13 protein-coding genes are annotated in these 15,253 nt (G+C 48.3%); all 13 read right to left on the bottom strand.

The features are described from left to right. Positions 1 to 86: 86 nt before the first annotated feature. Positions 87 to 959 carry an acetyl-CoA carboxylase, carboxyltransferase subunit beta gene (gene accD / locus GEV47_RS01600; protein ID WP_153232963.1) on the bottom strand — a complete coding sequence of 291 codons (873 nt, stop codon included), beginning with the start codon at positions 957 to 959 and terminating at the stop codon, positions 87 to 89. A 125-nt stretch (positions 960 to 1,084) separates the two neighbouring features. Beyond that, on the bottom strand, positions 1,085 to 1,882 hold the full coding sequence (trpA, locus tag GEV47_RS01605) for a tryptophan synthase subunit alpha (protein WP_153232964.1): 798 nt from the start codon (positions 1,880 to 1,882) through the stop codon (positions 1,085 to 1,087). A 60-nt stretch (positions 1,883 to 1,942) separates the two neighbouring features. Further along, positions 1,943 to 3,160 carry a tryptophan synthase subunit beta gene (gene trpB, locus GEV47_RS01610; RefSeq protein ID WP_153232965.1) on the bottom strand — a complete coding sequence of 406 codons (1,218 nt, stop codon included), beginning with the start codon at positions 3,158 to 3,160 and terminating at the stop codon, positions 1,943 to 1,945. A gap of 17 nt (positions 3,161 to 3,177) precedes the next feature. Continuing rightward, positions 3,178 to 3,846 (bottom strand): phosphoribosylanthranilate isomerase, encoded by a 669-nt coding sequence (locus GEV47_RS01615; protein WP_153232966.1) that lies wholly within the window; start codon positions 3,844 to 3,846, stop codon positions 3,178 to 3,180. Between the two features lie 49 nt (positions 3,847 to 3,895). Further along, the gene (gene truA, locus GEV47_RS01620) at positions 3,896 to 4,714 is read right to left on the bottom strand and encodes a tRNA pseudouridine(38-40) synthase TruA (protein ID WP_322741517.1); all 819 of its coding nucleotides are present in this window, start codon (positions 4,712 to 4,714) and stop codon (positions 3,896 to 3,898) included. A gap of 147 nt (positions 4,715 to 4,861) precedes the next feature. Then, positions 4,862 to 7,861 (bottom strand): FimV/HubP family polar landmark protein, encoded by a 3,000-nt coding sequence (locus GEV47_RS01625; RefSeq protein ID WP_228124521.1) that lies wholly within the window; start codon positions 7,859 to 7,861, stop codon positions 4,862 to 4,864. Positions 7,862 to 8,125: 264 nt separating this feature from the next. Beyond that, positions 8,126 to 9,271: an aspartate-semialdehyde dehydrogenase gene (gene asd / locus GEV47_RS01630; protein WP_153233740.1), complete on the bottom strand. Its 1,146-nt coding sequence runs from the start codon at positions 9,269 to 9,271 to the stop codon at positions 8,126 to 8,128. A 64-nt stretch (positions 9,272 to 9,335) separates the two neighbouring features. Next, positions 9,336 to 10,409 carry a 3-isopropylmalate dehydrogenase gene (gene leuB / locus GEV47_RS01635; RefSeq protein WP_153232967.1) on the bottom strand — a complete coding sequence of 358 codons (1,074 nt, stop codon included), beginning with the start codon at positions 10,407 to 10,409 and terminating at the stop codon, positions 9,336 to 9,338. Positions 10,410 to 10,505: 96 nt separating this feature from the next. Further along, a complete protein-coding gene (leuD, locus tag GEV47_RS01640; RefSeq protein ID WP_153232968.1) occupies positions 10,506 to 11,153 on the bottom strand; it encodes a 3-isopropylmalate dehydratase small subunit in 648 nt (215 codons plus the stop codon). Then, entirely contained in the window at positions 11,153 to 11,275 is a 123-nt protein-coding gene (locus GEV47_RS01645; protein WP_153232969.1) for an entericidin A/B family lipoprotein, read from the bottom strand. Before GEV47_RS01645 ends, leuD begins: the two co-directional genes overlap by 1 nt. Positions 11,276 to 11,314: 39 nt before the next feature. Then, entirely contained in the window at positions 11,315 to 12,715 is a 1,401-nt protein-coding gene (gene leuC, locus GEV47_RS01650) for a 3-isopropylmalate dehydratase large subunit (RefSeq protein WP_153232970.1), read from the bottom strand. Between the two features lie 148 nt (positions 12,716 to 12,863). Beyond that, positions 12,864 to 13,739, bottom strand: coding sequence for a DMT family transporter (locus tag GEV47_RS01655; RefSeq protein WP_153232971.1), 876 nt, complete (start codon positions 13,737 to 13,739; stop codon positions 12,864 to 12,866). A gap of 312 nt (positions 13,740 to 14,051) precedes the next feature. Continuing rightward, positions 14,052 to 15,251 (bottom strand): heme biosynthesis HemY N-terminal domain-containing protein, encoded by a 1,200-nt coding sequence (locus GEV47_RS01660; RefSeq protein WP_153232972.1) that lies wholly within the window; start codon positions 15,249 to 15,251, stop codon positions 14,052 to 14,054. Positions 15,252 to 15,253 lie beyond the last annotated feature (2 nt).

Genomic DNA, 15,253 nt, shown 5'->3' on the forward strand with positions numbered 1-15,253 from the left:
CTTTAGCAATGCTGTTAACACTAGGCTTTTATACAACGAACAATAGCCCGAACAACGATGATCGGGCTATTTTGTGATGACATCAATTACGCTATAGACTCAGCGGGTTGATTTTGTAGCAATGCAAGCAAACGTGCGATTTCTTCGCGCATTTTGCGTCTATCTACAATCATGTCGACCGCGCCCTTAGTTTGGAGGAACTCCGCACGCTGGAAGCCTTCCGGCAGTTTTTCACGTACAGTATTTTCGATAACGCGTGGGCCAGCAAAACCAATCAGCGCTTTAGGCTCGGCAATCACCACATCACCCATAAATGCAAATGATGCTGAAACACCACCCATGGTCGGATCGGTTAGCACACTAATGAAAGGTAATTTCTTTTCAGATAATTTCGTCAGCATTGCTGTTGTTTTTGCCATTTGCATCAATGACAGCAAGCCTTCTTGCATGCGCGCGCCGCCGGTTGCAGTGAAGCAGATGAAAGGCACTTTTTGATCGAGTGCAGCTTGCGCACCACGCACAAAACGTTCGCCAACGACTGAGCCCATAGAGCCGCCCATGAATTCAAACTCAAAACACGCCACCACCACTGGCAGTGTCATGATCGAGCCGCCAAGAACGATCAGTGCATCAGTTTCACCTGTTGCCTCCATCGCTGCTTTCAGGCGTTCTGGATATTTTTTGCTATCTTTGAATTTAAGTGTATCAATTGGCAATGCTTCCTGGCCAATCTCATAACGTCCGCCCGCATCCAACAATGCGTCGAGACGATCACGCGCGCGAATACGCAAGTGATGGCTGCATTTTGGACAGACATGAATATTTGATTCCAGATCCGTGCGATATAACACTGCTTCGCAAGATGGGCATTTCACCCATAGACCTTCAGGAATAGATTTACGGGTAGCCGAATCGCTACGCTGAATACGTGGGGGGAGTAATTTTTCTAGCCAGCTCATGGAGTAAGCTCCTTCAATTTTTTTACTTGCCGAATTGTACCTTCAACCCGCAAATGGCGATAGCTTATGCTTATTGCCTCAATGACAATAAGCATAAGCGTCAATTATGATGATATAGACCGATTTTACTCATCCAGCGCTCGACGAATGCCGCTAATGAAAGTCTGTACAGCGGCCACAGCCTGCTCACGCGGGGTGTTTTCCAACTCTTGGATAATGCGGCTGCCGATCACCACTGCATCTGCTACTTTGGCAACGGCCTTGGCTGTCGCAGCATCACGAATACCAAAACCGACGCCAATTGGCAATTTCACATGCTGATGAATAGCGGCAATTCGTTCCGAAACTTCATCAATATTAATATTGGCTGAACCAGTAACGCCTTTCAGTGAGACATAGTAAGTAAACCCACCACCAATAGTTGCCACTTGTTTAATGCGCTCGTCGGTAGAGGTTGGTGCCAGCAAGAAAATGCAATCCATATCATGCGCCTGCATTTTTTGCGCAAACTCCTCGCACTCTTCCGGCGGATAATCGACCACGATAGTGCCATCAACGCCAGCCTCTTTCGCTGCAGCGATAAACGCGTCAACACCCATACGCTCCAACGGATTTGCATATCCCATCAACACCACCGGCGTTGTGGTGTCTGTTTGTCGGAAAGCACGAACGTAGCCAAACACATCGTGCAGGCTGACATTAAATTTGAGCGCGCGTTCGCATGCCCGCTGAATCACCGGCCCTTCGGCCATAGGATCAGAAAATGGCACGCCCAGCTCCAGAATGTTAGCGCCACCGGCGACTAACGCATGCATTAGCGGCACAGTTAATTCCGGCGCAGGATCACCGGCGGTGATGAAAGGAATTAATCCCTTCTTCTTGTTCGCAGCGAGCGCTGCGAATGTTGCTTGGATTCTTGACATAGTTTTTTTGAATAGGTTCGTTATTTAAGCCCTTCTCCCGCATGCGAGAGAAGGGATAAATCAGTTGGTGTCTGACAGCTTCAACCGTTCCTGAACGGTATGCATATCCTTGTCACCACGGCCAGACAAATTAGCCAGAATGATTTGATCTTTCGGCAAAGTCGCGGCCAATTTGGCGGCATATGCCAATGCATGACTCGATTCCAGTGCGGGGATAATGCCTTCGATGCGACAGCAAGTGTGGAATGCGGCCAGGGCTTCATCATCGCTGATGGTTTCGTATGTCGCTCGCCCGGAATCTTTTAACCACGCATGTTCGGGACCTACGCCCGGATAATCCAATCCGGCAGAGACAGAATGCGTTTCGATGATTTGACCATTCTCATCTTGCAGAAGATAAGTACGATTGCCGTGCAACACGCCCGGCGAACCGGCAGTCAAAGACGCGGCATGCTTACCACTGCCCAAACCCTCACCCGCGGCTTCTACGCCGACCAAACGTACATCATGATGATCTATGTACGGGTAAAAAATCCCCATCGCATTGGAACCACCGCCGATACAGGCAACGACGTAATCAGGCTGGCGGCTGGCGATTTCTGGCATTTGCACCAGACACTCTTGCCCTATCACACATTGGAAATCGCGCACCATCATTGGATAAGGATGCGGTCCTGCAACTGTGCCAATAATGTAGAAAGTATTTTCAACGTTGGTCACCCAATCGCGCATGGCTTCGTTGAGCGCATCCTTCAAGGTCTTTGAACCGGATTCGACAGGCACCACTTTGGCACCAAGTAAATTCATCCGATAGACGTTTTGCATTTGACGCTTGACGTCTTCGCTACCCATGTAGACCACGCATTCCAGACCGAAACGCGCACAAATTGTTGCTGTTGCCACGCCATGTTGGCCAGCGCCGGTTTCCGCGATGATGCGCTTTTTCCCCATGCGTTTGGCGAGTAAGGCTTGGCCAATGACGTTGTTGATTTTGTGCGCGCCAGTATGATTCAAATCTTCACGCTTGAAGTAAATCTGTGCGCCGCCCATTTGCTCAGACCAACGCTTTGCGTGATAAATCGGGCTGGGACGACCGACAAAATGCTTAAGTTCGCTATGAAACTCAGCTAAAAATTGTGGCTCGTTTTGATAATGCGCATAAGCTTGCGTCAACTCATCTAGCGCCTGGGTCAGCGTTTCTGAAACGAAGCTACCGCCATATTTGCCAAAGTGGCCTTTGGCATCCGGAAAATTGTAATGCTGACTTGGTTCTTTCATGATCACTCTCTCTACACCTAATTTGAACTCGCATCCGCCTGACGTACCGCGGCAATAAATGCACGGATTTTGGCGACGTCTTTAATGCCCTTGCTTTGTTCAACACCACTGCTGATATCGACCGCATAGGGACGTACGCGCACCACCGCGTCAGTCGCGTTTTGTACGCTCAAGCCACCACTTAAAACGACCTGAGGCGCGAGTTCTTTTGGAATGAGAGACCAATCAAATACCTTTCCACTACCGCCGTAACCATCAACCAGCGTATCAAGCAATAAACCGGCAAACAAACGACTACCAGCGCGATAGTCATGTGCGTATTTTATCAAATCATCGGCTACTGTAGCAGTTCCTACCCGCATAGCGCGAATAAAGGGCCGATTAGCGGCATTTGCCGCTGAATCACACTGCGCCACGGTTTCATCGCCATGAAATTGCAATAGTGACAGCGGCGCTTGCTGCACTGTTGCCACAACCTCGTCGGCACTGGCATTTACAAACAACCCAACTGCGGTGATAAATGGCGGCAATAAGCGAATTAACTCGGCCGCCCGTTGCGGCGTAACATAACGCGGACTTTTAGGGTAAAACACAAAGCCAATAGCATCAGCGCCAGCAGCGACGGCTTCTGCGAGGTCTTGCTCTCGAGTTATGCCACAGATTTTGATACGGGTACGATGTGTCATATAGTTTATTTCACCATGCTTGCGCATTTATTACCAGAAGAACAAAAAATCAAAGCCAAGGCAAGACGCTGCTTTCTTCTTGCGGCAGATTCCATTTTTTGTCGTACTCCACTTTACCCAAATAAAGTCCATCCGGCATGAATGTTGGTGCAGCCAAGCTGCGATCTTGCTGTACTAACAACTCAGCTATCCAGGCAGCGGACTCTTTACCATTGCCGACAAAAATCAACGCACCAATCATGTTACGCACCATGTGATGCAAAAATGCATTCGCACGTAATGTAAAGACAATTAATGATCCGTGTTGTTCAATTTTTACTTCATGCATGGTACGAATCGGCGATGCAGCTTGGCATTCAATCGCCCGAAATGCTGAGAAATCATGCGTGCCAATAAAGTAATGAGCGGCTTCCCGCATGCGCTCTACATCCAACGGACGGAACGCCCAGCCGACTTTGTTCGCTAAGATTGGGGAGCGTACTGGGTGGTTATAGAGCAAATAATGATAGGTCCGCGCAGTGGCGCTAAAGCGTGCATGAAATTGCAAATTGCCGTCAACATGATCCGGTACCTCAGCATGCGGTACTTCACTTGCCCAGCGCACAGCAATCGATGGCGGCAAAAAAGCATTTAAACCACGTACCCAAGACGACAATGAACGCGTCAATTCAGTATCAAAATGCACCACTTGTTCCAGCGCATGTACACCGGCATCAGTACGGCCAGCGCAGATAGTAGGCACTTTGCCTTGGGTAAATTTCGCTAAGGCAAACTCCAGCTTATCCTGAACTGTCTGGCCACTCGGTTGTGTTTGCCATCCTTGCCAGGGAGTGCCGTCATATTGCACGCCGAGAACGATACGTTTCACACCTGCTCCATATTGTCAAAACGCGTAAGCATACTTGAGTTTATCTGCATTGGCCCGCAAAAAAGCAAACGGGCGCAAGCATCATGCCGCGCCCATCGAAATTCAGATGCCAGGATGTAAATCCCAGCATAAGGATTGTTGATTAAATTATGCCAATTTGCTCAATAAAGCTTTAGCACTCTCCAATTGTTCTGCATTACCGCCTTTAACAACCTCTTCCAACAATTCACGCGCGCCATCTGTGTCGCCAATTTCTTGATAAGCAACGGCCAGATCCAATTTTGTTGCCATCTCAGGATTGTGGTGATCGCTCGTTACTTCCTTAGCAACTTCGTGCGACGCCACTGGTACCGCTGGCGATACTAAATGGATCGCGCTGGCATGAGCAACTTCCGCGACAGGTGATACTTTTGAATCTGAGTCCAAATCCAAATTCACATCTGACAATTTATATTCAACATTACCAGATACTGGTGGTGTCGGAATTGCGGTATCAACATGTACGACGGATGGTGCATCAGCTTTAACCGATGCAACATTCACTCTGGAAGAGTTGTTGAGCATCGGCTCATATTTGTATTGCGTTCCTAGGTAATGAGGAAACGTCGTCGTTGCGAAATCAACCGTTTCATCCGATGGCAAATCATCATGCGTGCTGACCAATGTCTCTTGCAACGGCTTAGAGTCCAACTCAAAGTCCAGGGCATCAAACATTGCCTTATTTGCCGCCAATGGCATCACCAATGTATCTTGATTACTCGCCGGACGACTATTTCCCGCATGATCAAAATCTATCTCATGATGCATAGAAAACGGCTCGGTAGCTGGACCATTGGCCGTCAATACAGGCAAATCGAATATCGGCTCTTGTGCTGCAGTCGACACTGGCGCCACTGGCGTGGCTGCGATGACTGGCGCAACGGCTGCTACAGTTGCGGCTGCAACGACCGGCGCGACTGGCGCAGCAACGTGTGCCGGCTGATTTGCTGGTACCGCTGTCCCAATTGAATTCGCATTGCCATATAGCGGATTAGCAGGAGCAATAGATGCTCCTAGCAGTGCAACCTGCTGCCAATCTTCACCTTCACCGTGGGTCAGGCTATACAGTTCGGTAGCAAGGCCTTCAAAGGCACGTGTATCCTTGCGAGCAGCATAGATTTCCAATAACTTGACGCGAATAGCATTACGACCGGGCTGGTTGCGCAACGCCTCTTTCAAAATTTCTTCGGCTTGCGCATCGCGGCCATAGGCGATGTAAACGTCCGCTTCTGCAACCGGATCAACGTTGGTATCGAGATGGCTAACTGACGGCACGAAATTCGAATTAAAAATACTATTTTTAGTATCGACACTTTGACCACCGGTTGAACCAAACAACGAGTTTGTCTTCAAAGCAGAGTTAGTTGCCGGATCGCCGTTTGTATTCAAAAAAGCCAGTTGTTGCTTGCGACGAATACGGCTGATACCCAGACCACCGAGTAACAGTGCTAACACACCTGCAGCAGGAAGCAAGAACGGATTATCAGTTAAGCCACTGAAAAAGCCTGGCGCTTCCGCAGGTGCAACTGGAGCGGCTTTTGGTTTCACTACTGGCTTGACCGGCGCAGCTGGAGCTATTGCCGGAGCAACCGCAGTCGAACTAGCTGCTGCAGCTGTAGCAGCAGCGGAAGCACTAGCTGCATCAGTTGCGGTCGCTGCGGCCGGAGTAGACGCGCTTGCCGCTGTATTTGCTGAGGCTGGAGTTACTGCCGCAGCGACTGGTGCCACAACAGCGGCTACAGGCGCTGCGGTGGCAGCCGGTGCAACTGGCTTAACCGCGCTTGCTTGCTTTTGCAAATCATCTAAATTTTTGTTTTTTACTTCCAGGACCTTTTGCAAATCGCTGACATTTTTTTCCAACAGCTTGATCTTCGCATCTGCATCCGCAGCAGCTCTTTCATGCGCAACTTTTTCTTCGTTGGCTGCCGCTAAGCTTGCCGCTAATTTGGCATCTGCGGTTGCACCTGAAGCATTGGTAGCACCAGAGCGAGACAAGGTTAATTTATCTTTGGCGCCTTCAGTCGGGCTGGCTTTTTCTTCCACTTTTGCTGTGATTTTCCCACCGGCACTTTGCTTGGATGGCTCACTCTTTTCCGCTGAGGATGAGGCTACTTGGGCAGCTAAAGTACTACGATAATTTTTGAAATCTTTAGACTGCGCAAGAACCAGACCTTTGGCTTCGGTTTTGTTGATACTGCTTGCGCTGCCTGCATCCGGTATCGATAAAATTTGACCGCTGCGCAAACGATTCATGTTGCCGTCAATGAATGCCTGCTTATTGCTGCGATACATCGCCACCAACATTTGATCCAATGAAATGCTGCCAGACAGATTTTGGCCGGCAATACTTGCCAGAGTGTCACCTTGCTTCACGCGATAGCTGTTCGCCGATTTTGCTGTTGCAGCGTCGTCACTCTTAGCTACCGTTGATTTAGCAGTCGATTTTGTAGTATTGGCTGCAGTGCTATTTTTAACTGTTTTCTCAGCAACATACGATGCGCTCGTTCTATCGTTACGCGCGCCGGGAGGAATATCGACAGAATTGCTGAGTGGCGTGGTAGTAACGCCAGAAGTTGTCGCCGGCAGTGCTGGTGCTGGCGCAACTGCTACTGATTTTGCGGCTTTGCTTGGCCGAGAGAATACTTGTGCACTTTGCGTAGTACGCGACTCAGCTGGATCCAGCATCAGCGTGTACTCTCTTATTACCCGTGCCTTGGTGCCGCCCAACTCAACCAACACCTCAACGACAGGCTCGTTCATTGGCTGCGATGATGTAACACGAATAAAATTACGCGAACCACGTTGATCAACCGTGAACTGCAGTGCCATCAACGCCGGACTAAAATCAAGATTAGCCTGCTTGTAAACATCAACAGAAGCCAATTTCGCCGTTAATTGCCCTTCTTCGTCTTTCGCTACAGAAGTTAACTCTATTTCTGCTCGCAACGGTTGCCCTAAGGAGGACAACACCGTTAATTTCCCGAAACCTGCTGCTTGTGCGCCGGACATCAGTACCACCGCAGACAAAACGGCGGAACTAAGTGTTTTTAAGCCGCTAGAAATGAACTTATTTGTAGTGTGGTGAGACTTAGACGTGTTCTGTGACATGGAAGGTATTCCGTTGGCGATGTTATTGAAAATCAATTCGTGTTTAATGCTATGCAAGTCGATCAGTATAAAAATATTGCCCTACATCAATGCTATTCCAGAATTTTTAAAATAGCAACATCGACTTATCATTTCTACGAAAATTGCGGCTGCAAAAACACAAAACCCGCTATGAACGTACCATAAAGTCCGTAGCGGGTGTACTTTTTATAAATATTCTCTATGCATGGCAATATTGCGTTTGCTTATTTATTAAGTCAATTATTACTTATCCAAAACGATGCGTAGCATGCGACGCAACGGTTCAGCCGCACCCCACAACAATTGATCGCCAACTGTAAATGCCGACAAATAATCGCCGCCCATTTCCAATTTACGCAAGCGTCCAACCGGAATTGTCAGGCTGCCAGTAACTGCCGCCGGGGTTAAATCGCGCATCGACGCTTCGCGCTCATTTGGTACCACTTTGACCCATTGGTTATTACTCGCAATGATGTCGTTGATTTCATCCAGCGGCACATCTTTTTTCAGCTTGATCGTCAATGCTTGTGAATGGCAGCGCATAGCGCCGATCCGGATGCAGAGACCATCGATCGGGATAACCGCTTTTGCTCCCCCTTCGGCATTGTTAAAACCAGGTCCGCGACCGAGAATCTTATTGGTTTCCGCACCAGCTTTCCATTCCTCTTTGGATTGGCCATTGCCCAAATCCTTGTCGATCCACGGAATCAAATTGCCGCCTAATGGAACACCGAACTGCTTGACTTCCTCCGGCAACATATTCTGCTGCTTGCTCAATACTTTACGATCAATTTCCAAGATCGCTGATTTTGGATCATCCAGCAGCGCCTTGACTTCCGCATTGATAGAGCCAAATTGCGTTAACAATTCACGCATATGTTGCGCACCGCCGCCAGAAGCTGCCTGGTAAGTCATCGATGTCATCCACTCAATCATGTCGTGCTGAAACAACCCGCCCAGTCCCATCATCATGCAGGACACGGTGCAATTGCCACCGACGTAGTTTTTTACACCACGTGTCAAACCGTCTTTGATGACGTTCAAATTGACCGGATCAAGAACGATGATGGCATCCTCTTTCATCCGTAACGTCGATGCCGCATCGATCCAATATCCGTTCCAGCCAGCTGCACGCAGCTTAGGAAAAATCTCACTAGTGTAGTCGCCGCCCTGACAGGTAATAATAATTTCGCACTTCTTCAACGCTTCAATATCATTGGCATCTTTTAACGTTGTTTCGTTTTTCGCCATTGCAGGCGCTTTACCGCCAGTATTGGAAGTTGAAAAAAATACCGGCTCGATATGGGAGAAATCGCCCTCTTCCTGCATACGCTGCATCAGGACCGAACCAACCATGCCACGCCAACCAACTAAACCAACCAGTTTCATCATTTTTCCTCAAAGGGTATTTGGAGATGATCGCCTCTGCGATCATCAATCTGTATTACGACGATTACTTAGCTAGTGCTTTTACCACTGCTGCTCCCATCTCCGACGTGCTGACCTTGGTAGTGCCAGCTTCAAAGATATCTGCGGTGCGCAAACCTTGCGCTAAAACTTTTTTCACGGCGGCTTCCACGCGATCAGCCTGCTCTGCTTTGTTCAGCGAGAAGCGCAACATCATGGCTGCTGACAAAATTGTCGCTAACGGATTAGCGATACCTTTACCCGCAATATCCGGCGCCGAACCGTGCGATGGCTCGTACAAACCTTTGTTATTTGCATCCAATGACGCCGATGGCAGCATGCCAATCGAACCGGTCAGCATCGCTGCAGCGTCAGACAAAATATCGCCAAACATATTACCAGTGACGATTACATCAAATTTTTTCGGTGCACGTACCAATTGCATCGCCGCGTTATCTACATACATATGCTCCAACGCGACATCCGGGTATTCCTGATGTACATCGGTAACAATATCACGCCAGAACTGGAACGTTTCCAGTACGTTAGCTTTATCCACGCTAGTTAAGCGTTTGTCGCGTTTTTGCGCCGTTTGGAAAGCCACGTGAGCGATACGACGGATTTCCGTTTCCGCATAACGCATGGTATCGAAACCTTCACGCTCACCTTTAAAAGCGCCATCCGGAGATGTACGTACACCGCGCGGCTGTCCAAAATAAATATCACCAGTCAATTCGCGAATAATCAGGATATCCAGGCCAGATACTACTTCTGGCTTCAAAGTCGATGCGCCCGCCAACTCAGGATACAAGATCGCTGGACGTAAATTAGCAAACAGACCTAAGTTTTTACGCAAACCTAAAATCGCTTGCTCCGGACGCAACGCACGCTCTAATGAATCGTATTTATAGTCGCCGACAGCGCCGAACAAAACGGCATCAGCTTCTTTTGCCAGTTTTAAAGTGCCGTCTGGTAGCGGGTGACCATGCGCAGCATAACCGGCGCCACCGACAACAGCCGTTTCAAGTTCAAATTTTTCGTCTAACGCGTTAAGTACATTTACTGCTTGTTCAACGATTTCCGGACCGATGCCATCACCAGGCAATATTGCAATTTTCATGTTGTTTCAACTTATCTAAAAATGACGGGCTGATGTTCCGTAATCACAAATCGGGCCATTGCTACAAATCCGCTGTTGCGCAACATCAGTGACGAATTAAATCGCGTTTGCCAACCAAGGCTGCTCAAACAAATGTTTTTCTTCGAATGCACGTATCTTGTCGGCCTGACGCAAGGTCAGACCAATATCGTCCAAACCATTTAACAAACAGTATTTACGGAACTCACCAACTTCAAATGGATAGCTCAAACTACCATTGTCAGTACGCACCACTTGCGCCTCTAAATCAACAATCAAACGGTAGCCAGGGAATGCTTTGACCTCATCGAATAGACGATCGATTTGCGCTTCCGGCAGCACGATAGGGAGCAAGCCATTCTTGAAGCAGTTGTTAAAGAAAATATCAGCAAAACTAGGCGCAATCACTGCGCGAAAGCCGTATTGATCCAGTGCCCAAGGCGCATGCTCACGCGACGAACCGCAACCAAAATTTTTACGCGTCAATAAAATTGAAGCGCCTTGATAACGCGCCTGATTCAAGACGAAATCCGGATTCAATGGACGATGGGTATTATCCATCCCGGGCGCACCATGATTCAGATAACGCCACTCGTCAAACAGATTTGGGCCGAAACCGGTACGTTTAATCGATTTTAAAAACTGCTTAGGGATGATCGCGTCGGTATCAACGTTGGCTCTATCCAACGGTGCTACCAACCCATCCAAGACTGTAAATTTATTCATTATTTACCCTGAATTTTGTCGCCAACTTTGGCAACGTCTTGGCCAAAACCATGCACGGTATTGCAACCAGCAAGCAAAATTCCCGCTATAGAAAGAATGCAAACAAAAATAATTTTTTTCATGATTTCACGAAGTAAAGAAGGCGACGAATATGATCAAATTTAAAGAGCGCGCACGTCGACGAAGTGGCCGAAAATTCCCGCTGCTGCGGCCATTGCCGGGCTAACCAGATGTGTACGACCGCCAGCGCCTTGACGCCCTTCAAAATTTCGGTTGGAAGTTGACGCGCAACGCTCACCCGGTTCCAGCCTGTCCGCATTCATTGCCAGACACATGGAACAGCCCGGCTCACGCCATTCAAAACCAGCTTCTTTAAAAATTTTATCCAAACCTTCACGTTCCGCTTGTTCTTTAACCAAACCAGAACCTGGCACCACTATTGCCAACTTGACATTGGAAGCGCGGAATTTGCCTCGCACTACCGATGCCGCAGCACGCAAATCCTCAATGCGGGAATTGGTACAAGAACCGATAAACACTTTATCAATGCGAATGTCAGCTATCTGTGTATTTGGCTTCAATCCCATATACACCAGCGCTTTTTCCATGCCATCGCGCTTGGTAGGGTCTTTTTCTTTATCTGGATCAGGTACGCGATCATCAATGGCGACCACCATTTCAGGCGAAGTACCCCATGTCACTTGCGGTTTGATTTCCGCTGCATTGAGCGTCACTACCATGTCGAATTTAGCACCGATGTCGGTGTGCAAAGTACGCCAATAGCTGACAGCACGTTCCCAATGTGGGCCGACTGGCGAGAATGGGCGCCCTTTAACGTAATTCACAGTCGTGTCATCCACCGCAATCATGCCCGCGCGCGCGCCGGCTTCGATCGCCATGTTACACACAGTCATCCGACCTTCCATCGATAATGCGCGTATTGCGGTGCCCGCAAATTCAATCGCATATCCGGTTCCGCCAGCCGTACCGATCTGACCAATAACTGCCAATACAATATCTTTCGCCGTTACGCCGGCAGGAATCACGCCATCAACTTGCACCAGCATAGATTTGGACTTTTTGGTCAGCAAGGTCTGTGTCGCTAATACGTGCTCGACTTCAGATGTACCGATACCATGCGCCAAACAACCAAACGCGCCATGAGTAGAAGTATGCGAGTCGCCACAAACAACCGTCATGCCCGGCAAAGTCGCTCCCTGCTCAGGCCCAATCACATGCACGATACCCTGACGCAAATCGTTCATGCCGAAATAGGTCAAGTCATATTTTTTGGCATTGGCATCCAGCGTTTCAACTTGCAAACGTGAAATCGGATCGGCGATGCCGTGCGAGCGATCAGTGGTCGGTACATTGTGATCAGCGACCATCAGATTGGCCTGATTACGCCAAGGCGCACGATTAGCCAGGCGCAGACCTTCAAAAGCCTGAGGACTGGTCACTTCGTGTAATAAATGACGATCTATATACAGAATCGCGGTGCCGTCGTCTTCAGTATGAACAACGTGGGATTCCCAGAGTTTGTCGTAAAGCGTTTTAAGCATGATCAAAAGGCCAGCAAAGGCGCACTATATGTTAGTTTAGCCCTTGATTATGCCATATTTAACGGCAGCATATTTTGTCTAAATACAAGCAATGCCACACAAATTTCTTACATCAGCTTATTAATAGTTGACCAACAAACAAATAAAATCACGAAACTTGCAAGGCGCGGGAAAATTTCAATTTTTCTGTGAACAATGCCGTACCAAACAGAATAATCAAGGAAGCACCTATCATTGTTAACGTTATTTTTTCGCCCAGAAAAATTGCTCCCCACATAACGCCAAAGATCGGTATCAAGAAAGTGACTGATACAGCATAACTGGCGCCTTTTTGCGCTATCAATTTAAAGAAAATAAAATAAGCGACGCCAGTACAAAACACACCCAAGGCTAGTGCTGCGTACCAAGCCGTCGGCGATATCGGCGCACTTGGCCACGTAAATAAAACCAAAGGAAGCAAAACCAGCGTTGCAAAAAGCTGGCTCCCGGCAGCCACGACTGCGGACGGCACGTCGGCCAAATGCTGCTTAGTGTAATTCGAAGAAAATCCATAGGACAACGTTGCCAACAGCACCGCCAGTATCGGCAATAAAGAGCTGGCAATATCCCCCTCAACTTGCCCCCAAACCAAGGTCACCACACCCACTAAACTGATGATCAGACCAAGAACCTGCATCCGTTTCATGGTTTTCTTCAGCCAGACAAAAGCAATTACGCCTGTCCATAGCGGTGTAGTCGCATTCAGAATGGAATCAAAACCTGCATTCAGATGGAGTGTCGAATAAGCGAATAAGCAGAATGGCAGCGCGGAGCTAAAAATACCGGCGATAAGGAATGGTCCCGCTTTATTGCGTAAATGTTGGCGCGCGTCCCCTGTACGGAGCATTGGCAGCAATACCAAAGCCGCAATACCAACTCGTAATGTAATTAACGCAATCGGACCAAATTCAGGCGTTGCAATTCGCATAAACAAAAACGAAGCACCCCAAATTGCGGCTAATAGTAAGAGTTCAGCGATTTGCATTTTTATAATGTGAGTTAATTGTTATATGGCCTGCGTCAACCTGCCTGCGGAAGTATAGAGGAAAAGATATTCGATACCTTGGCTAAAAAGTTTATCAACCACAAGATAGTAAAACACTCCGTATCTTGCTTTCAAACTCAACATCGGCATGTGTTAAAGCAAGAAGCGTTGAAAACATCTAAGGGGAAATGGCATGCGATGCATTGCGCTAGGCAAAAATCTCGCCTAACAAAATGCGTTAGGCAGATTAGCTAATTTCGACAACTTCGGTTATTGGAGGTGGGCACGAAAAGCAGTGCCCGACCTAGCACATCATGACAGCGTCGTCGCCAACGCGCATTGGCGATAGTGCTCTGCAGCTTGTTCATTTTGCTCTAATGCTTCGTGCAATTGACCTAATTTCAAATGCGCTTCACGAATAATTCGCGGTTCGTGAGCATCTGACAAAGCTTGCTCCAAATGACGCTGTGCTTTACCCCACAATTTCTGATTGAGGCAAAATGTACCAAGAGTCAACGCTAACTCGGCGTCATTGGGCGATTTTTCTAACCAAGCTTCACACCGCTCAATTTGCGTACGCAAGGCACTTGAATTTTCGGCGGCAGCGGCATCGCGATAGGCTTGTATCAAGCGTTTATCCCATTCGTATGCCAATGATTTTTCGATGATGCCGCGTGCCTCATCTTGCATATCGCGTTGATTGAATGCACGTGCGGCACACAAAGTGATCGACGGCTTAATCCGATCTTCCGCAGGAATCGATGCCCATAAGCGTTGAACCGCTTCAGCATCATGTGACGCATCGGCAAATTGATCTTCGTACGCCAATTCGCGCAGACGATGGGACAACGCAGGATGCAGCGCATTGTGCTTATCCAGAGTTTTTACCAAACGCAGCACTTCAGGCCAGTTTTTAGCCCTTTGATGGGCCTTTAATGCTAACCGCAGGGCTTGTATGTGACGCGTGCCGTTAGCATTGAGCTCGTCTATGGCGACTAACGCTGCTTGCGACTGATGACCATCCACTAGCAAATCTAGCGTAGTCATCAACCGCGCCGTTTTCATCTGCTCTTTATCTTCAATGCTGGAAAGCCAGATGTCGCGCCGTTCAGGTTGCCCCATGTGATGAGCAGCGCGTGCGGCCACTAACGCTGCAACACCCAAATTATCATTTGATTCTGCAGCACGGGTGGCGGCTTTTTCCGCTTGACCATAACGCCCCTCAAATAAGGATTTGAGTGAGTCTCGCAATGCTTTATTCGATTTTTCTTCCCGCTTTTGACGGCGATAGGCCACCACTTTTGCAGGTAATTTTTGCGCCGTCCGAATCACACGTAATAAAACATACAAAGCGATGAAAAGAATACCCAGCAATAGGAGAAAAAAGTTCAGCGACAAATCAACCCGATATGGTGGATAGAAAAATACCACGTTGCCAGCATTGAAATGTGCCAGGAGCGCGACACCGATCGCGCTGGCAAAGATGGCAATCAACCAAAGAAAAAATCGCATAT

The organism is Glaciimonas soli (assembly GCF_009497155.1).
In the GTDB taxonomy this organism is placed as follows: domain Bacteria; phylum Pseudomonadota; class Gammaproteobacteria; order Burkholderiales; family Burkholderiaceae_D; genus Glaciimonas; species Glaciimonas soli.